General features: G+C 43.3%; 17 protein-coding genes and 1 rRNA gene. 4 read left to right on the top strand and 14 right to left on the bottom strand.

The features are described from left to right. The 12 genes from ACPW7N_RS25570 to ACPW7N_RS25625 form a co-directional block, all read right to left on the bottom strand. Window positions 1-585: ribosomal RNA gene (locus ACPW7N_RS25570) — 16S ribosomal RNA — on the bottom strand; the annotation flags it as partial. A 302-nt stretch (window positions 586-887) separates the two neighbouring features. Beyond that, entirely contained in the window at window positions 888-1,601 is a 714-nt protein-coding gene (locus ACPW7N_RS25575) for a cytochrome c biogenesis CcdA family protein (protein ID WP_425654654.1), read from the bottom strand. A 107-nt stretch (window positions 1,602-1,708) separates the two neighbouring features. After that, window positions 1,709-3,226 carry a two-component system sensor histidine kinase NtrB gene (locus ACPW7N_RS25580; RefSeq protein WP_425654623.1) on the bottom strand — a complete coding sequence of 506 codons (1,518 nt, stop codon included), beginning with the start codon at window positions 3,224-3,226 and terminating at the stop codon, window positions 1,709-1,711. Between the two features lie 139 nt (window positions 3,227-3,365). Next, window positions 3,366-5,129, bottom strand: a complete 1,764-nt coding sequence (locus tag ACPW7N_RS25585; RefSeq protein ID WP_425654626.1) for an aromatic amino acid hydroxylase — start codon at window positions 5,127-5,129, stop codon at window positions 3,366-3,368. A 149-nt stretch (window positions 5,130-5,278) separates the two neighbouring features. After that, window positions 5,279-6,562, bottom strand: coding sequence for an acetyl-CoA hydrolase/transferase family protein (locus tag ACPW7N_RS25590; protein WP_425654656.1), 1,284 nt, complete (start codon window positions 6,560-6,562; stop codon window positions 5,279-5,281). 10 nt (window positions 6,563-6,572) lie between these two features. Next, window positions 6,573-6,992 carry a MaoC family dehydratase gene (locus ACPW7N_RS25595; RefSeq protein ID WP_425654629.1) on the bottom strand — a complete coding sequence of 140 codons (420 nt, stop codon included), beginning with the start codon at window positions 6,990-6,992 and terminating at the stop codon, window positions 6,573-6,575. Between the two features lie 163 nt (window positions 6,993-7,155). Next, window positions 7,156-8,067: a hypothetical protein gene (locus tag ACPW7N_RS25600; protein ID WP_425654631.1), complete on the bottom strand. Its 912-nt coding sequence runs from the start codon at window positions 8,065-8,067 to the stop codon at window positions 7,156-7,158. 155 nt (window positions 8,068-8,222) lie between these two features. Continuing rightward, window positions 8,223-9,248, bottom strand: a complete 1,026-nt coding sequence (locus ACPW7N_RS25605; protein WP_425654633.1) for an ABC transporter substrate-binding protein — start codon at window positions 9,246-9,248, stop codon at window positions 8,223-8,225. Between the two features lie 3 nt (window positions 9,249-9,251). Then, entirely contained in the window at window positions 9,252-10,010 is a 759-nt protein-coding gene (locus tag ACPW7N_RS25610) for an ABC transporter permease (protein WP_425654635.1), read from the bottom strand. Continuing rightward, complete coding sequence (locus ACPW7N_RS25615; RefSeq protein ID WP_425654637.1) at window positions 10,007-10,777, bottom strand: ABC transporter ATP-binding protein; 771 nt, start codon at window positions 10,775-10,777, stop codon at window positions 10,007-10,009. The genes ACPW7N_RS25610 and ACPW7N_RS25615 overlap by 4 nt, the downstream gene beginning before the upstream one ends. Beyond that, the gene (locus ACPW7N_RS25620) at window positions 10,761-10,970 is read right to left on the bottom strand and encodes a hypothetical protein (protein ID WP_425654639.1); all 210 of its coding nucleotides are present in this window, start codon (window positions 10,968-10,970) and stop codon (window positions 10,761-10,763) included. Before ACPW7N_RS25620 ends, ACPW7N_RS25615 begins: the two co-directional genes overlap by 17 nt. A 149-nt stretch (window positions 10,971-11,119) precedes the next feature. After that, window positions 11,120-11,464 (bottom strand): hypothetical protein, encoded by a 345-nt coding sequence (locus ACPW7N_RS25625; RefSeq protein ID WP_425654641.1) that lies wholly within the window; start codon window positions 11,462-11,464, stop codon window positions 11,120-11,122. A gap of 164 nt (window positions 11,465-11,628) precedes the next feature. Here ACPW7N_RS25625 and ACPW7N_RS25630 point away from each other — a divergent pair, with 164 nt between their 5' ends. The 4 genes from ACPW7N_RS25630 (at window position 11,629) to ACPW7N_RS25645 (ending at window position 16,081) form a co-directional block, all read left to right on the top strand. Then, window positions 11,629-11,805: a hypothetical protein gene (locus tag ACPW7N_RS25630; protein ID WP_425654644.1), complete on the top strand. Its 177-nt coding sequence runs from the start codon at window positions 11,629-11,631 to the stop codon at window positions 11,803-11,805. Window positions 11,806-11,965: 160 nt separating this feature from the next. After that, window positions 11,966-12,556 (top strand): GNAT family N-acetyltransferase, encoded by a 591-nt coding sequence (locus ACPW7N_RS25635; RefSeq protein WP_425654646.1) that lies wholly within the window; start codon window positions 11,966-11,968, stop codon window positions 12,554-12,556. Between the two features lie 76 nt (window positions 12,557-12,632). Next, the gene (locus ACPW7N_RS25640; protein WP_425654649.1) at window positions 12,633-14,396 is read left to right on the top strand and encodes a UbiD family decarboxylase; all 1,764 of its coding nucleotides are present in this window, start codon (window positions 12,633-12,635) and stop codon (window positions 14,394-14,396) included. Between the two features lie 194 nt (window positions 14,397-14,590). Beyond that, on the top strand, window positions 14,591-16,081 hold the full coding sequence (locus tag ACPW7N_RS25645; RefSeq protein WP_425654651.1) for an NCS1 family nucleobase:cation symporter-1: 1,491 nt from the start codon (window positions 14,591-14,593) through the stop codon (window positions 16,079-16,081). A 533-nt stretch (window positions 16,082-16,614) separates the two neighbouring features. Here the strand turns inward: ACPW7N_RS25645 and ACPW7N_RS25650 are convergent. Then, window positions 16,615-18,150 carry a malate:quinone oxidoreductase gene (locus ACPW7N_RS25650; RefSeq protein WP_425654658.1) on the bottom strand — a complete coding sequence of 512 codons (1,536 nt, stop codon included), beginning with the start codon at window positions 18,148-18,150 and terminating at the stop codon, window positions 16,615-16,617. Window positions 18,151-18,397: 247 nt separating this feature from the next. After that, window positions 18,398-18,643, bottom strand: coding sequence for a hypothetical protein (locus ACPW7N_RS25655; protein WP_425654653.1), 246 nt, complete (start codon window positions 18,641-18,643; stop codon window positions 18,398-18,400). Window positions 18,644-19,000: the final 357 nt, after the last annotated feature.

The following is a 19,000-nucleotide window of genomic DNA, read 5'->3' on the forward strand; positions in this document are numbered from 1 at the left end:
AGCCGCCTGCGCGCGCTTTACGCCCAATAATTCCGGACAACGCTTGCCACCTACGTATTACCGCGGCTGCTGGCACGTAGTTAGCCGTGGCTTTCTAATCAGGTACCGTCAAGGTACCGCCCTATTCGAACGGTACGGTTTCGTCCCTGACAACAGAACTTTACAATCCGAAGACCTTCATCGTTCACGCGGCGTTGCTCCATCAGACTTTCGTCCATTGTGGAAAATTCCCTACTGCTGCCTCCCGTAGGAGTCTGGGCCGTGTCTCAGTCCCAGTGTGGCCGGTCACCCTCTCAGGTCGGCTACGCATCGTCGCCTTGGTAGGCCATTACCCCACCAACTAGCTAATGCGCCGCAGGCCCATCCGTAAGTGATAGCTTGCGCCATCTTTCCGTACCCCTCCATGCGGAGAAGCACCCTATCCGGTATTAGCATAAGTTTCCCTATGTTATCCCGGTCTTACGGGCAGGTTGCCTACGTGTTACTCACCCGTCCGCCGCTAGGGTCCGAAGACCCTCGCTCGACTTGCATGTATTAGGCACGCCGCCAGCGTTCGTCCTGAGCCAGGATCAAACTCTCCAATAAAGTTGAGCTGATTCTAAACTGCAAAACATTTCACTTGGCTAGTGTTTTGATTCACTATAAAACGCTTTATTGTTCAGTTTTCAAAGAGCATCACAAGTTCAATATTATAAAACACGTTCGCTATCTCGTCAACGTTTTTTTCGTTTGTCAGAAGCGACTTTCATAATATAGCATGACCACTTCAAATAGGTCAATACCTAAAAACCAAAAAATCTAATGCCAATTTTAACCGCAACAAAGAATAAAATAAAAACGCAGACTTCCGATGAAGAAATCTGCGTTTTATCTGCTACTTAGAGCTGTTAGAATCCTGTAAATCCTCCGAACAAACGAATGAGAACAGTAGTAATATCCGTCATCATGTCCGTGTATAGCATGATACCGAACACAACCATGAGACCACCACCAATTTTCATGAACAACTCAGAGTACTTTACAATCCATTTAATCTTGCTTACAAAGAAGGTCATAACGAAAAACGGAATTGCAAAACCTAACGTGTAAACCAATGTATAGGTAAGCGATCGAGTCGGATCAGTAACCCCAAGAATAATAATACTCGATAGAATCGGGCCTACACATGGTGTCCACCCTGCCGCATAAGTGATCCCAACCAAGACGGAGCCCGTATAACCAAGCGGTTTACTTTTCAATTCAACCTGCCAGTTCCGCATCATCCATTCCATTTTGATAAATCCGAGCATAACCAATCCAATAATGACTAACATAATGCCACCAAGCTGTCGAATCAGGTCTTTGTAACCTGCAAAAAAACTTCCTAACCATGAAGTAGAAAGCCCCAAAGCGACAAACACAATGGAAAAACCAATGATAAAAAACAGCGTATGTAAAAGAGCTTGTCTTTGGAATACCGTTTTCCCTTTCTTAACTTCATCAACAGTTACGCCAGTAATATACGATAAGAAGGAAGGATATAGCGGTAGACAGCAAGGCGAAATAAATGATAAGAATCCGGCTCCAAATGCAAGCCAAATGGTTATATTTGATTCCATAATGCCTCCTAAGATGATCGTAGTCATGTTCATCTATCATCATAACAGAAGCGTTGTCACTACGAAATTTAATTTAACTTAAAAACAAGGCGAATTCGTGAAAAGACCTTTTACCTTTCTTTCAGTATGGGAAGACGAACTTCAAATCGTGCTCCTCCGTACTGTTTAGAGTTATCAACAAAAATATCTCCGCCATGGTCAGCTACGATACGTTGTGAGGTTGATAAACCTAGTCCAGTCCCTTCTGATTTGGTAGTAAAGAAAGGCATAAACAGATATTGTCTAGCCGAATCCGGAATTCCAGGACCATCGTCTTCCACTGTTACTACAACCTGATTATTTGTTGTGAACACATGAATATGTACCGTAGTGCCAGTTTGCACCAAGGCTTCAAGCGCATTTTTGACCAGATTCAAGAAAACCTGCTTGATTCTCGGTCGATAACCGTAAATCCACGTGTTTATTGCGTCAACTTTCAAATTGATTGCAATTCCATGTCGATTTAACTCGGGTTCAAGCAATCGAACAACACCGATTACTTCTTCTATAGCCTGAAACGCTTCTGCCTCGATATTATCATCTCGATATTTAGCAAGAACTAATACATCGTTAATCAGTCCATCAATTCGTTCAATTTCGCTCAAGATCACAGAATAATAGGGGGCGTGCTCATTTGAAACAGATTGCTCCTGAATCAGTTGAATAAATCCTTTGATCGATGTTAGCGGATTTCGTATTTCATGAGCCATTCCTGCCGCCAATTGACCAACAGAGGCGAGTGCCTCCCGTTTTGTCATTTCATTTTCCAGTGATTTGCTATGCGTCAAATCTCGAATGACAGCAATTGCTCCCCATAATTCACCATTCTGACGAAGCGGTCGGGTACTAATTGTTAACCATTTACTACCAAAATCAGCAACATAATGACCATGCTCCCCTCGTTCGACCACCCACTGTATGTAACGATCATTGTTGTGTGGTTTAAAAATATCATCAATATTTTTATCGATAATATCTTCTCGTTTCACATGGAGAATCTCGGAAAGAGCGTGATTCGCCTCTTTAATTTTCAAATTGTTATCAATAATCAGTACAGCAATGTCTCGCGAAAACATAACTAATTGAGAAAGCTCCATCCAAACAAGATCTTTTATCCAATTATCATAGTTGTGCAAATCATCTGAACGATTAACCAATTCATTCATTGACGTTTCATAACTGCAAATAAAGCATTCAATAAACAAATCAATCGTGCTATTTAACTCGTGCTGATACTTCATTAATATCTTATATTCTTCTATGCAGCTATATTGGTGAGAGATTTCTTCCAGTTCTTTTGAAATCAGGGTGCGAAAACGACGAACACGCTCGATTGTATAGCGGACAGGCACTTTATGCTGTGCTCTAGAAAGCGATAATTCCTGAGCTTTCTTGATTACTTCGGAAAAATCACCAGATTCAGTACTACTGAGAAGAGTATGTATTAGTTCGATATAAATGGAATAAGTATCATCCGTATCTTCAATGAGATACGTCATGATTTTGCTTTGATCAGGTAAACTTTTTATCGTCTGTTCTGCAAGTGAAAAGGATTTTTCTCGTAGTATCGTACTGATTTCATTCAACATATCCTACTGTGTCCTCTCTAATAGGTTCACTTCGCTCAACACCTGTCAACTTCTTATTTTACCCATTATTTAGTATATTTGCAAAGGGTTGCAAGCAATAAAGCATACACCTCAATTTGGAGATGTATGCTTCTCTCAATCAGCATAACGATAAAAGTCCAAGCCCGTTCTCAATCAAAGGTTTATTCTCTGCCTGTTCATTTGCCAACTTTACCAGCATACGATGGAGCTGTTCTTTTTCAGATACAAGTATTTCATTATCCATACAGCACTCCAGTAACTCCAGACGCAAAAGCCAGTCATTTGGGTATTCTTGATCCAGCTCATCCATTACCTGTTTGATGGTTTGAGCAACCTCTTCATCAGAAAAATCACCTTCTCGAAGATAGCGAACCGTTTGGAATAGCTGATGCAACTGAGTAGTTCTTGGCGAGTAGTGAGGTTTTTTGGTTTTAACTGCGGAAGGTTGGTGAGTTCCAACTGCAAATTCTTCACGATCAGCAGCTCCGGCAAAAACAGAAACAATTTGTGCTCCTACAGCCATATCAAATATTCCCCAATCCGATTGAAACAAAATATTGTCTCCTCGGTTGACCGTACAGCTATCAAATCCAATCAGGACAATTTTCCCCTCTTCTCGATGAATATATCGCACCTCACCATTTACCTCGATGCCTGAAGCAAACTTCAATGTAGCTTGCTGATTCACGACAACACCTAATGCATGCAACTCTTCATCATTCATATCTTCTAGCGATTTTGTCGCATCAACCAATAACCCAATTGGAGAGCCAAATCCTTCGTTGTGCTTCTCTTTTCCATGGTCTGATAACTGCTGACCGGCAACTGCCAAAGCAGTAGGTCCATTTGTTTTCAAATAAACAGCCTCACCTGACTCATCGTATACAAATTCATGGAATACCCCACTAACCTGCAATCCCGAGCTGTAAACTGCTGTAGCAACCTGCCCCATATGTTGTGCTTTTTTCAGATTCTCCGTACCGCCCACTGACATACCCATTGTCTGGGCAAATTCCTGCACGGCTTCTATTAGTTGATCAAAGTTTTGACATACAAACAACTGTGGCTGTGGCTTGGTAATATCAAAATCAGTCTCAATACATGCCTTCAATGAAAAGAGAATCTTAGTGACATGTGGCTGCAAGCAGCTCATACTCTCCCCGACAGAGGAAAGCAACCCTGCACCATAAATTAGAGGGTTTTCGATGTCACCAATTAGACCGTACTCAACCGTCCACCAATACAGGCGAGACAATTGTGTTGCCTCTGAGACTTCCGTAACCGCTTGAACTTTGCGTTCCAAATCCCGTTCGGCTTCTTCCACTTGTTCACTTGTAGCCTCAGGGTCTTCTTTTACAATGGATAAAAGGCGAATGGCTTCATAAAGTTCATAATCTTCACGAGTGGATAGCGCCCTAGAGCCGATATCACCGAAGATACGTAAATACGTACGGTACTTATCATCTTTGATAATCGGAGAATGTCCTGCTGCTTCATGAATAATATCCGGGGCTGGTGTATAGGCAATGTGATCGTATTGGCGTATATCGCAGGCAATCGGCAAAATACCGTGCGCTTGAAAATCGAAAAAGGCAACAGCAGGGATAAAACCATCAATCGTGACAGCACCCCAGCCAATCTGGGACAAGGATTGATTCATTTCGTGAACGTTCGGTATTTTTTCTATGCTGATACCAGACGTGCGCAGGCCATCGATATAAGCTTCATGTGCTCTTTTGTCCAAAAAATGACTGTTCTGGCGCATCACATATCTCCAAACAGCGTGGTCGATCGGCGTATAGCGTTCGTAATCCTGCTCGACCACGAATTGTTTGAGATGTGAAGGAACTCGTACGAGAGAATTTGATTCAAGATGACTCATCTATTGGACAGCCTCCCCAGAAAGTTTGCAATTTGGTATTTTTGTAAGCGTTTTCCAGATTATCATATCATGAATGAGTAGATAATGGCAGGAAAAAAGGAGCCCTTTTTACAGGCTCCTGCAATTACAGTCTTTTGTCAATCAATTATTTATAGCATAAATCCTAATTTCTTGGCTTCGAACGTCAATTCTTCCCGAAACTTTGGATGAGCAATACTGATCAGTGCTTTGGTACGTTCTCGAATGCTTTTCCCCCGTAAGGAAGCAATCCCGTATTCAGTAGCAACATGATCGACGTCGTTTTTGGAGGTGGTCACAACGGAACCAATGGAAAGCTGGGGACGAATTCGTGATATCGTTCCTTGTTTGGTAGTTGAATGCATGCAGATGAACCCCATACCTTCTGCTGCAAATCGTGCACCTCGAGCAAAATCGGACTGACCGCCACTGGAACTGTAATATCTTCCACCAATGGTTTCGGAAGCGCACTGTCCAAAGAAATCAACTTCTGTTGTAGCATTAATCGAAACAATTCGTTTTTCTTTAGCAATTTCTCGAGGATCATTCACAATATCCACGGACAAAAACTCGACTCCAGAATTTTCATGGATAAAATCATACAGACGTTGGGAACCGAGTGCGAATGTGCAAACGATTTTACCACGTCTTGTGGTCTTGCTAAGACCGGTCAATACCCCCGCCTCAACCAGATCCACCACACCATCAGTCAGGAGTTCCGTATGAATCCCTAAATGCTGATGATTATTGAGTCGAGAAAGAATGGCATTAGGAATCGCACCAATCCCTACTTGCAATGTTCTACCGTCGTCAATACGTTCCGCAACCAAATCGGCAATAATTTCATCCACTTCAGTAATTTCTGGCGGATTGGCAACCTGCAAAGGATAATCAACTTCAACAAAACCAGCAACCTGGCTGATATGAATTTGATTATTCCCGAATGTTCTTGGCATATTCGCATTCACTTCAAGCAGAAACGGAACCTTTCCAATGAAAGGCGCTATATAATCTGCCTGGGTGCCCAGTGAGAAATAACCATGTTGATCGATCGGAGAGGCACACGCCATGACAACAGATGCTTTCGTAGTTTCTTTTAACAATCGAGGCATTTCATGAAAGTGGTTCGGGACCAGATCGCATGCGCCTTCCCAATAAGCTTTTCGAGTTGCCCCACTTAGAAAATATGCTACGTGCCGCAAGTGGCCGGGATAAGCACCAAGGATATACGGACGTTCCTTTCTGGCATGCATTTGATGAATGCGAACCTCACGAAAACGAGTGGCATTTGCCTCAAGTGCATCCAGGAGAATTTGCGGTTCACCATTGGCAAGAGGAAGTATAATGTCATCGCCATCTTTAATGAATTGTAGTAATTCTTCTGCGGTTCGACGTTTGTTATCGATAGTGCTGATCACCTTGTTGTCATCCTTTCTTCATTACAAGTGCTTCTCCGTCAGCAACAATGGTTCCTTGTTGATTGACGATCTTTGTCTGTAGGCGAATCTGTCGCTTACGATCATTTTTTTCGATTACTTCTGCGGTTACAGTAAGCGTATCACCGATTCGTACTGGTGCAAGAAACCGGACATTCTGACTGAGGTAGATCGTATTTGGTCCGGGCAGCTTCATTCCCAACACCGTGGAAATAAAACTTGCTGTTAACATCCCATGAGCAATCCGTTCTCCAAAGATGGTTTTCTTGGCGTATTCCTGATCGACATGCATGGGATTAAAATCACCCGTAATGCCTGCAAACAGGTAAATATCACTTTCTGAAACCGTTTTCGAAAATGATGCCTGATCACCTACTGCGATATCTTCATATCTCAGCTCCTGAATCATCTGTTCCCTCCACTTTCGGTCTTAACCAAGTGATGCGAAAACATTGATTGTATTTCATGGATTTAACCGTTTTGCTTCTACGGTAACATATTCTCGACCGAAAGTAGAACGACAAATTTGCCGAATTCTCAACATTTTCATTAAGAAAAATAAAGAAATTTGACTAATTTTCTCTTCTTCTTTTCATTTGTTGCTCCAGCATGATGTCCATTAACAATAAATCTTGCAGCGGGTCCTTCGGGTCATGTGTCAACAAAGCGGCAACTGAGGATATCGCTGCTTTGACCATGTGGTACGAATAAAAAGCGTCACGTTCTGCATCTGTCATGCTGGACAGGTCGGAGACTTCCTGATTATGATTGGGAAATTCGGTTTCCAAACCTGCCCGATCCAATACAAGCAAGGCTTGTTTGATTGCTAGGAGTGCTGCACTGACGCTAATTCCCGCTTCGCTTCGTAATTGATCCCATACCTGAAAGGCAGAACGCTCTACCCGTTCTCCCGTCGGTAAGGTGACAATCCCTCTCTTGCGTCCTTCTTCCAACAGCCAATCAACGAAAATGTCCGGTCTCGGTGGAAAGGCAAAAACCTGAACTTTTAGTTCCAATTCCGTCGGGAAATCTCTGGCGAAACGTGCATGGAACAAAGACATTTCGTATTTGCGGGAAGGGTGCCCGGGAACGGTGACAAAAACGGTCTCGCCCCGGATTGCTGCTACCTGCAGTTTGGTACGAGCCGGAATGCGTGCTTGCGGTGCTTTATCTCTTCGGATATTGCCTGGGATTAACTCCACGCCAAACAAATGATACTCTATGGGCAGATCAACCCAAGGAATGGGTTCTCTTGACAATATTTCATATAAACCCGTAAATGTCAGCCATTCATTAGGCTTCGATTGATAACGTACGAGGATGGTATGTCTTTCTTGCTCCGGAGGAGTATCTTGTTCCCATTCGGAGGGCCCTGTTGTGATTCGCTTATGTTCGACTAAGAGGCATTCTCGAAGTTCCAACCGATCAAGCAACTCGCGCCGACTGACAAGATCATAGCCGATTCGATACATGCGGTTTTTCATCTGACCACCTCCGTTTGGCTTTCTCATTATATAAAGTGTTGGCTTTCTTGCGATTTTCAAACAAAGAAAAACTCTTGTACACTTTACAGGATATGTTGCCAAAAGAAAAGACGCTTCTTTGAGAAGCGCCCAACTTTTTTTCTATCCGTGTTCTCTTATTTAATGAGGTTGTTCATTACTTCGTCTACTTTTACCTCAGTTGAAAGTAAACCAACCTGTTTCATCCAATCAATGGTTGTTTGCCAGTCTGCTGCATCCTGTACACCAAAAGGCTTGTCACCGTTTTTCATCAGGGGAAGCAGGATATCCAAGCTTTTGATTTCTACATCCTGTTCCAGTGGGAATTCCTTAGCTTGCTTAGCAAGGAGGGTTTGCAATGCTGTTTCTTTATGGGATGCCACATACTCCTGCCCTTTTTTGGCTGCTCGCAGGAAAGCCTCGAGTGCCTGTTGTTTCTTGGCTATTGTATCATTGCTTGTCGCAAGCACGAGTTCATAGAAGGTCGGAACACCGTACTGCTGCGGGCTAATTTCGGTGACAGGCACACCATTTTTCTCAAGCAACAATTTCTCATGGTTGATGTATCCACCAATTACTGCATCGACTTTCTTCGATGTGAGTGCTGGAACGATGTCATAACCAATATCGGCAAATTTAACGGAAGTCGGATCACCACCATCAGTTTGCACCATTTGCTGGACGATTTTTTCATCAAGCGGGATAGATGGATATCCGATGGTTTTGCCAACCAAATCTTTCGGGGATTTGATTTCGCTATCCTGACGAACCATAAGCGTGTTTAATGGCTTATACACAACTCCTGCAATTGAAACAACAGGAACACCCTCGGATTTTGCTTGAATTACTTGTGTCTGGTAACTGATCGCAGCGTCAACCTGACCAGCAGCAGCCATTTTTAATGGATCATTCGCATCGGAAGGCATTTGCAGTTGCACCTCGAGATTTTCTTCTTTGAAGTATCCTTGCTCTTCTGCCGCATAGAGAAAGGAGTGCACCGCATTCGGATACCAGTCAAGGGCTACGGTGATTTGAGTCGGTTGAGCAGCTTGATTCGGTTGTGCTACTTGTGATTGTGTCTCTTGCTTCCCGCATCCCATAACAGTAACGGCAAGCATACTGGAGATCAGAACGGGAATCAATTTTTTGTATCGTTTTATCATTACTTACGCTTCCTTTCGCAGATGAACTGCCATTTTTCGTTTTTTTACAAACAAGTGTTCAATATAAGAAACGAGGCAAAACAACAGGATACCGAGTAACGCTAGAACCAGCACAGAGGCAAACAAGGCGGGAGCCTGAAAATTTCCAGATGCTCTCCTGCCAAAATAGCCCAACCCTTCACTTGCTCCAAGCCACTCACCAATGGTTGCCCCTGTCACACTGAATGTAGCCGCTACTTTCAACCCGCTGAAAAACTGCGGAAGACTTGACGGCAGTTGCAACTTCCAAAAGATTTGCCAGCGGCTCGCACCCATCGTCCGCAGTAAATCAACCATTTGCTTTGGGGCAGATCCTAACCCGTCATACATGCTGACGACGATTGGGAAAAAGGTGAACAACGTCGCTATGGCAATTTTTCCAGAGAGACTATACCCGAACCACATGATGAACACAGGTGACAAGGCCACAAGCGGAATGGTTTGAGAGAAGACAAGGTAAGGATAGATGATTTTTTCGATTGGTCGATTCCATCTCATGACAATTGCCAGCATAACACCAACAATGATAGAGACAAGCAGCCCGAGAAGGACTTCCTTCAACGTAACTAATAAATGGTTGCCAAACAGAAACTCTCGCAGTTCCCATAATGAAACGATAACAGATGATGGGCTCGGCAAAATAAATGCGGGAAAAGCGCCAAGCCAGCAAACGGCTTCCCAGAGTGCAAACAAAATAAGGACAGAAAGAATGGGATACATCATTGGACCTCACTCATTTCCTGCTGGGTATATCTCAGCTTTCTCCAGAGTTTTTCCTTGATCTGCATGAAGCTCGGGTCGTTGCGCAGTCCGCTTCTCATTTGGCGATCAATCGGTACGGGAACTTCCCATATTTCCGTGATGGGCCGATCGGTTAAAACCATGATCCGATCAGACAAAAGAATAGCTTCATCGAGATCATGTGTGATCATCATGACCGTGCATCCGATCTTTCTCCACATCCCAAGCAACCACTCCTGCATTTCCATGCGAGTAATTCCATCAAGGGCACTAAAGGGCTCATCCAGCAATAATAAAGAGGACCCGGTAAGTGTTGCTCGAAGCAGGGAGACTCGTTGGCGCATTCCTCCTGAAAGCTCTTCGGGGTAAGCATCAGCATACGATTCCAAGCCAAAGTGAGGAAGTTGCTCCAGTACTTTTTTCCTTGCCTGATCATTCGGGACACCCTGGATTTCTAACGGCAACAAAGCATTTTCCAACACGGTTCGCCACGGCAGCAATAAATCTTGTTGCGGCATATACGCTACTTTGCCAAGCCGCTTGGTGGAAGGCTGTCCATCAAGCAGAATTTGTCCTTCCGATGGTTCAATCAAGCCGGAAGTCAACTGAAACAACGTGCTTTTTCCAATGCCGCTGTGCCCGATAAAGCTGATAAATTCTCCTTGGTTCACTGAAAAAGAAAGATTGTGCAAGATCTCGTGCTGACCGTACGTGAAATGCACTTGATTAAGCCTAAGTTTTGTTTTCAAACGTCCACTCCTTTCTTCGTTTCATAAAGCCAGTGGAAGAGAAAAATATAAAACCACCCGGCATCGGATGGTTGTCATTACGAATCGTAAGTCGGCAATCATAAGCAATGTAGATTGCAAGATCGCACTTCATTCGTTCGATACCTCTTCCTCCGCTGGCATAACCCAGTTCAGGTTCTACGGTAAGTAACACACTTGTTACACTCTCAGCCGACGTTGCTCGGCCCCCGTTTGGTACGCATTATGAAATTGGCTGTCTTTTACACTAGCACGGAACAGACAGATTGTAAATATAGAAATGTTCTATAAATAGAATGCGTTCAATGACTAACCTTTAGATACTTAGTCTTTCATCAAGTCGAAGGCAGATTTGCATTCTTCCAGCCAGCCACGCACTCTTTCTTGATCCTCTGTTTCAGGTAAGTGCGTTAACACCTCATTGACCAGCTTGTATAACAAAAAAGTCTCTGCATATGAAAATTCAATGGCAAGCTCCTTGGGCTTCGTCGTTTGCTCTTGCAGGTACGAGACACCACCGAGAAGAGATTGAGCAATGGATTCGGTCACAGCATCTACTTCATTTTGCTGTTTCAGATCATCGTAAAATCCGTCAAACATCCGGCATAAAACAAGAAAAGCCTGTGTGCTTATCCGAACCACAACAGTAGGTATATTGGTTTCTGACAAAGAGATTCCTCCGTTCTACCTTGCAATCTTCATTGAAAGGTATATTACACCTTTGAGAGATTTCCGACAAGCAGGTAGATTTACGGAACAGAATCAAGTACAATATTTAAGAGCATTAACAACTTATTAATACTATTAATTTCTTTTTTGAAAGGGTGTACTGAATGTTACTGTACTTCTTATTGTTTGGTATGGTATTAGGAGCTTTCATCATGATGGTTGTAGGTGTACTGCCTCGTCCTCACAAAGAGATGAAACCACAACTCAGCCTGACAGCATGGGGATTTGCCTTGTTGGGTCTTTCTGTTGTCTTGTACGTAGTAAAGCCTGATCTATTTTAAAATATCCAAATGATGTGGCCGCTTCTCAGTTGAAGCGGTCTTTTATTTTTGTTTGCCTCTCCCCTCTTGACAAAAAAAAGCACTCCCGATACTCTTCTAAAAATTCAAATGCACTGTTTTGTTCCGTTTTTAAAACAGTACAGCCAAGGAGAGAGTGAATGTGCAAAAAATCGCACCTGTTTCATTGGAAGGACACTATGTTCGCTTGGAGCCATTGTCACTAGATCATCTGGAGGATTTATGGATCAGCGGTCAGGATGAAAAAATCTGGCAGTACATGACAATACCGATGAAAACCAGAGACGATATGGGTTCTTTTATCCGAACAGCCCTCTCCAATCAAGAGGAAGCAAAAGAGGTTCCGTTCGCCATTATCGATAAACAAACGAATCGTGCGATCGGAAGTACCCGCTTTCTCAATATTTCATATAAAGACAAAGGTTTGGAGATCGGGTTCACCTGGCTGACGCCTTCCGTATGGAAAACCGCTGTTAATACCGAGTGTAAATGGCTCTTGTTGCGTTATTGTTTCGAACAACTTGGTTGCATTCGTGTTCAGTTGAAGACAGATTTAAGGAATCTCAATTCGCAACGGGCGATCGCCAGAATTGGCGGTGTAAAAGAAGGCATCCTGCGCAATCACATGATGCTTCCGAGTGGATATATCCGAGATACGGTTTTCTTCAGCATTTTGGATAGTGAATGGCCGGAAGTGAATAAGAAATTACACCAAATTTTACTGAAAAAATGATGCAAGGACTGGTGAAAGCCTGTCCCATCGTGTACAGTAAGAAAGGAGTGAAGAAGATAGAGGTGACATCAATAACATGCATACAAATTTACGATCTTTCCTTGACCAACTGCGTCGGGAAGGACAATTAGTCCAAATAGATACGCTCGTCGATCCTTATCTGGAACTGGCGGAAATCCACCGCCGTGTCATTGAAGCTCAAGGCCCGGCACTCTTGTTTACCAATGTAAAAGGAAAACCATTCCCGGTTGTTACCAATCTGTTTGGCACGGCAGCACGTGTGGACATGGCCTTTGGCCCGAAACCGGAGAACATTGTTAAGGAATTGGTTGGCGGAATTGATCGTTTGCTGCCACCGAAATTATCCTCCCTGTGGGAACTTCGTGAACCACTCATGGGTGTGATGAAAACAGGCACTCGCAAGGTTTCTGCCTCACAGGCTCCCGTAACACAAGTATCTACGAAGGATGTTGACTTGACTCAACTTCCTGCTTTAACAAGCTGGCACGAAGACGGCGGCCCGTTCGTTACTCTCCCGCTTGTGTACACAGAGCACCCTGATACGAAAGAACATAATTTGGGCATGTACCGGATTCAAATTTATGACAAACAAACCACAGGTATGCATTGGCAAATACATAAAGGTGGCGGGTTTCACCACTTCGAGGCAGAACAGCGTAACCAGGCACTGCCTGTCACACTTACCATCGGTGGCCCCCCTTCGATGATTATTTCTGCGATTGCACCTTTGCCAGAAATGGTGCCAGAACTCATTTTTGCTTCTCTTCTGATGGGAGACAAGTTAAATATGGTTGAGGTTCCTAATCATGCCCATCGCATTGTCGCTGAAGCTGAATTTGTTTTTGGCGGAGTTGTTCCACCTCACGTAAGACGTCCGGAGGGTCCTTTTGGAGACCACTTCGGTTATTATTCATGGGAGCATGATTTCCCGGTGTTCCAAGTCAACCAGATGTGGAGACGCAAGGACGCCATCTATCCGGCGACTGTTGTTGGTAAGCCCCGTCAAGAAGACTATTTCATCGGTGAATATCTGCAACGATTGCTCTCTCCTCTGTTTCCCGTTGTTATGCCAGGTGTGAAAGCACTTTGGACATACGGAGAAACAGGCTTCCACGCTCTTGCAGGAGCAATCGTTCGTGAAAGCTATTATAAAGAAGCAATGGCTCACGCATTCCGTATCTTGGGTGAAGGTCAGCTTACTCTGACCAAGTTCTTGATGGTAACGGATGTTCCGTGTGACTTGTCCAAATTCAAGCAGTTCCTAGAGATCGTGCTCGCCCGCTTCCAACCGGAGCGTGATCTGCTCATCGTAAACGATACCTCGAATGATACATTGGATTATACGGGACGCAAGTTTAATCACGGTTCCAAAGGAATTATGCTAGGTATTGGCGATCCTGTACGGGAGCTTCCTGCCCGTTATAGCGGTGAAGGAATTCCGGGAATCGGCAAAATCGAGTCATTCTGTCCTGGTTGTCTGGTTGTTTCTGGGCCAAGCTTTGAACAGAACCCTGATATGGCAGATCGCCTGGTTGAATATGCGAATCAGCACCTCGCTGAGTGGCCGATGATTTGTCTGGTCGATGATGCAGATATTGCTCAGAAAGAAAGCAGCTTCCTCTGGACCGTCTACACCAGATTCGACCCTGCCAACGATTTGTATGCGAAGTCCAATATCGTTCGCAACAAGATCCGTTATGAGGGTCCACTTATTGTGGATGCCCGCATGAAGCCTTTCTATCCCGGGGAGGTTCTCACACACCCTGATGTAGATAAGCTGGTAACAGATCGCTGGAAGGAATACTTCCCTTCCAATTAATCTGCAAACCATAATACAGCAAGCACCTCAACAACAATTTGTTGGCTGAGGTGCTTTTTTATTTCCTATATCAGTTGTACGAAAATTCAGTAATTTGTCAGAAGATTGTCAAATATACTGTAGCAAATCTGACAGTAAGACAACTTTAACGCCCACACGTCTTACTAGATGACCCATCAGAGGAGGGATCACTCATGAAGTATCAGTCGGAAGAGGGCGGCATCGTCACGTTAACTCGTGAAGGTTTGAAACAAATCGAAAACAGTCCATTATTTAACGAGGGACTGCGACCCACCACGAAGGAAGAACATCACTGGACGTCGTACAACTTTGCGAGCCTTTGGATTGGTATGGCAATCTGTTTACCAACTTATTCACTGGCTGCTGGTCTCATTTCACTGGGCATGAACTGGTGGCAAGCCATCTTTACCATTATTCTCGGAAACTGTATTGTTCTCATTCCTATTTTATTAAATTCTCATGCCGGTACAAAATACGGTATTCCTTATCCTGTATTTGCACGCCTTTGGTTTGGGGCAAAAGGAACTCACATCCCCTCCATGGCCCGTGCAATCGTCGGAGCCGGTTGGTTCGGGATCAATTGTTGGTTTGGTGGTGCCTCCATCGATACACTTCTGGTTGCCATGAGTGGTTGGGAAAATGTACCTGGGCACTTAGGTATTGCATTTATCTTTTTCTGGGCCTTAAACGTGTGGATTGCTTATCGTGGTCCTGAAGCGATCAGGAGAATGGAATTTTGGGCTGCACCTACTCTTATCGTCATGTCGCTCGCTCTCCTTGCCTGGGCATTGAGCACTGCAGGTGGTTGGGGGCCGATGCTTTCTGCTCCTTCCAAATTGACGTCAACCAGTGAATTCCTGAAAATCTTCTTCCCTTCCCTTACCGGAGCCATCGCCTTTTGGGCAACACTTGCCTTGAACATCCCAGATTTTTGTCGCTACGCCAAGAGCCAAAAAGCGCAAGTTGTGGGTCAAACCATCGCACTCCCTACCACAATGGGCTTTTTCTCCTTTATCGGGGTTGCAGTTGCATCTGCAACGGTTGTTGTGTATGGTGAGGCGATTTGGGATCCAGCAGCGATCCTTGCCAAGTTCTCTCCGTTTGTCATTTTCTTGGGTACATTAGGAATTATCCTTGCCACACTGACAACGAATGTAGCGGCCAATATCGTTGCCCCCGCTCGCGCCGTCGAAAATTTGTGGCCTCGCAAATTCACTTTCGGAATGGGAGCCATTATCACAGGTATTGTTTCTTTGCTCATGCAGCCCTGGTTTCTGTTGGAGAACTTCGGAAACTACATCTTCGGCTGGTTAGGAACGTATGGTGCCCTACTTGGCCCGATTGAGGGAATTGCCATCGCTGATTACTGGCTGGTTCGCAAAAAACGCATTCATCTGGCAGAGTTGTATAATCCGAATGGGCGTTACAACTACTTGGGAGGATATAATCAAAAAGCGTTATGGGCTTTAGCAATCGGCATTATACTCCCGCTTGCCTGCCGCTTTATTCCGAGTCTTCACTTTGTTTGGGATAATGCATGGACATTCGGTTTATTCCTTGCCATGCTGAGCTACACCTGGTTTATGAAGGGTGACAAGAGCTTGCTCACTGAGATGGAGTACAAGTCGATTACTTCTTTTGGCGGGTTGAAAAGAAGCTCATAATGATATTTAACTAATAGGTTTTAGACGTAAAAAAAAAAAAATGACCAGCCACACCACAAAACATGGTGTTTGCCTGGTCATTTTTTTTGCATCCCCTACACCTTATTTTTTTCGTTTACATATTGAAGTAATTTCTGTGATGCAAACTCGATAAAACCGCTGATGAAATCGATTTTATCTTCTTGCAAAAAAAGCTGATATTCTTGTGGATTTCCGACATATCCGTTTGGAGTAACAAATTTGGTGCTTTCGCCTCCTGCTTGCCAACCCTTCAGCTCTTCGCCGTTGAGTATTTTTGGGGCATCGAGGAAACATCCTAGTCTTGTGTTCTACCTCTATAATTTCACCATCAATAAATTTATTCATATAACCAATTCTAAAGGAAGGTTTCATTTGATTCTTAAATCTACTACATGTATCCTGCCATATATCTTGGAATAAAAAAAAGCCCTGCTTAATAACAGGGCAAAGTCAACCTGAACTATCAAAAGTGAAATTTATCTGAACTACCAGGCAATGATTTTTTCACAAACTTATGATACACTTCGGCCAGCTACCTGTAACTGCTTGTTTTCGCTTAGGCCTAGCGTACGCGAAGTTGAAGTATGAATTTCTTTGATAAGCTCTGGGTTTTTCAATAGTGACACACCATAAGAAGGAATCATTTCTTTTATTTTTGGTTCCCACGCTGCTATCTGTTGTGGGAAGCATTTTGTAATTAGCTCAAGCATGACAGAAACGGCGGTAGAAGCACCCGGAGAAGCACCGAGCAATGCAGCAATCGAGCCATCAGCGGCATTAATAACTTCCGTCCCAAATTGAAGTGTTCCTTTACCGGCAGCAGTATCTTTGATCACTTGCACGCGCTGACCCGCGACCAGTAAATCCCAATCTTCACTTTTCGCGTTCGGGACAAATTCCCGTAAAGCTTCCATGCGTTTTTCTTTCGATAACAGTACTTCCTTGATCAGGTAATTCGTCAATGGAATATTTTTTGCGCCTGCCGCCAACATAGTTACGAGATTATTCGGTTTTATGGAACCTATCAAATCAAACATGGAACCGGTTTTTAAAAACTTAGGTGAGAAGCCGGCAAATGGTCCAAAGAGCAATGATTTTTTACTGTCGATAAATCTTGTGTCAAGATGTGGTACGGACATTGGAGGAGCACCAACCGGAGCTTTTCCGTATACTTTTCCGTGATGCTGCGCTACGACATCTGGATTATTACACACCAAAAATAGTCCGCTTACCGGGAAACCTCCAATATGTTTCCCCTCAGGAATACCGGATTTTTGCAATAAAGGAAGGCTTCCTCCCCCGCCGCCGATAAAGACGAATTTTGCAGCATGGTGTTCGACTTTACCGCTAGCCACATTCCGCACTTTCAATTCCCACTTGCCGTCGCTAGTACGTTTCAGATCATCAACATTATGATTGAATTTTATATCAACGTTTTTACTCTTTAAGTGGTCAAACAACATGCGTGTTAAAGCACCAAAATTGACATCCGTTCCAGAATCGATTTTTGTTGCCGCTATTGGTTCATTGGATGTACGGTCATTCATAATAAGCGGAATCCATTCCATCAGTTTTTTCGGGTTATCGGAAAATTCCATCCCTTGAAACAGAGGATTGTTTGAAAGAGCATCAAAACGCTTTTTCAAAAACGATACATCATTTTCACCTTGTACTAAACTCATGTGAGGCAGTTGCTTGATAAAGTCCTGCGGTTTACGAATCAGTTTTTTGTTTACAAGATACGACCAAAACTGTTTAGAAACCTGAAACTGTTCATTAATATTGATAGCTTTACTAATATCTATGGTTCCGTCTGGTTTTTCGACGGTGTAATTAAGTTCGCATAGAGCCGCATGGCCCGTGCCCGCATTATTCCATTCGTTAGAGCTTTCCTCTCCTGCGTCTTCGAGCTTTTCAAACACTGTAATTTTCCAGTCCGGTACTAATTCTTTCAGCAGTGTCCCTAAAGTCGCGCTCATGATTCCTGCACCAATTAAGATAACGTCTGTACTAGTTGTTTGTCTGTTGCTCATTTTAACCGTCCTTATACACTGGATTTGCAGAAAAGATATAGGTGCTCCTTAGCTGTCAAAACAAACCAGGGCAGAACCTTATTACACATCTTTTCTGGATCAATAATAACTAGATGATAGTATATCACATTTAATTAATAGTATAACACAATTATTTTTAAATGAATATACCTACTATTATAATAGTTATAAGCGGTTAAAAAGCTAGTAAAAAGTGAGAAGCCAGTGCAAAAAGCTCTAGGAACACAAAAAAGGTAGTTCTTTAAAAAGGTTTGTAATGTTCGTGCTGAATAGCATCCATTCCCGTCAATTTACCTGTCTTTTTATGATAATAAGCAAAGGAACGATTAATCGGTAAACGGAGAACTTGATAGTTTGTATCCTCTGGTAAGATTTCAAGTTCTTGCAATGCTTTTTCTCGTGATGTATATATTCCGATCGGAAAAAAATTAGGAAAACCCCTTGTGCTATCTGCAACAAAAATCCCCCAAACAAACTCTTCTTCCATTGTTAAGTACCACGCCTTCGCAAATCTATTTGAGTTTCTTTTTATACCCTTTATGAATTTGTGGACTATATCCTACTGATTCATAGAAATTACATGCATCAATCCGATTACTTTCTGTTACCTCCTGACGCTTGGGAAAATAACTCCCCATTTCATATTATCTAGCAACGATTCTCCTTCGTTGAATTAAAAACTCCTTTACACATAAATATAATTACACTATAAAAAAGGATAGGACTTTTAATTTACAGCTTGTCATCAGGTAAGGTGGGATTATAGTGGGTTATATTTTACAGTTTATTATAGGTGGAACAATTTTGGTATGCGCCTCGCTTCTAAGCAAATCGAAATACTTAT

The sequence above is a fragment of the Brevibacillus nigriterrae genome (assembly GCF_049846925.1).
Lineage (GTDB): Bacteria > Bacillota > Bacilli > Brevibacillales > Brevibacillaceae > Brevibacillus_H.

Coding starts and splice junctions, on each gene's coding strand:
- ACPW7N_RS25610 (WP_425654635.1), bottom strand. CDS start 10,010: ATGATGTATCCCATTCTTTCTGTCCTTATTTTGTTTGCACTCTGGGAA.
- ACPW7N_RS25640 (WP_425654649.1), top strand. CDS start 12,633: ATGCATACAAATTTACGATCTTTCCTTGACCAACTGCGTCGGGAAGGA.
- ACPW7N_RS25605 (WP_425654633.1), bottom strand. CDS start 9,248: ATGATAAAACGATACAAAAAATTGATTCCCGTTCTGATCTCCAGTATG.
- ACPW7N_RS25580 (WP_425654623.1), bottom strand. CDS start 3,226: ATGTTGAATGAAATCAGTACGATACTACGAGAAAAATCCTTTTCACTT.
- ACPW7N_RS25585 (WP_425654626.1), bottom strand. CDS start 5,129: ATGAGTCATCTTGAATCAAATTCTCTCGTACGAGTTCCTTCACATCTC.
- ACPW7N_RS25655 (WP_425654653.1), bottom strand. CDS start 18,643: ATGGAAGAAGAGTTTGTTTGGGGGATTTTTGTTGCAGATAGCACAAGG.
- ACPW7N_RS25645 (WP_425654651.1), top strand. CDS start 14,591: ATGAAGTATCAGTCGGAAGAGGGCGGCATCGTCACGTTAACTCGTGAA.
- ACPW7N_RS25600 (WP_425654631.1), bottom strand. CDS start 8,067: ATGAAAAACCGCATGTATCGAATCGGCTATGATCTTGTCAGTCGGCGC.
- ACPW7N_RS25630 (WP_425654644.1), top strand. CDS start 11,629: ATGTTACTGTACTTCTTATTGTTTGGTATGGTATTAGGAGCTTTCATC.
- ACPW7N_RS25595 (WP_425654629.1), bottom strand. CDS start 6,992: ATGATTCAGGAGCTGAGATATGAAGATATCGCAGTAGGTGATCAGGCA.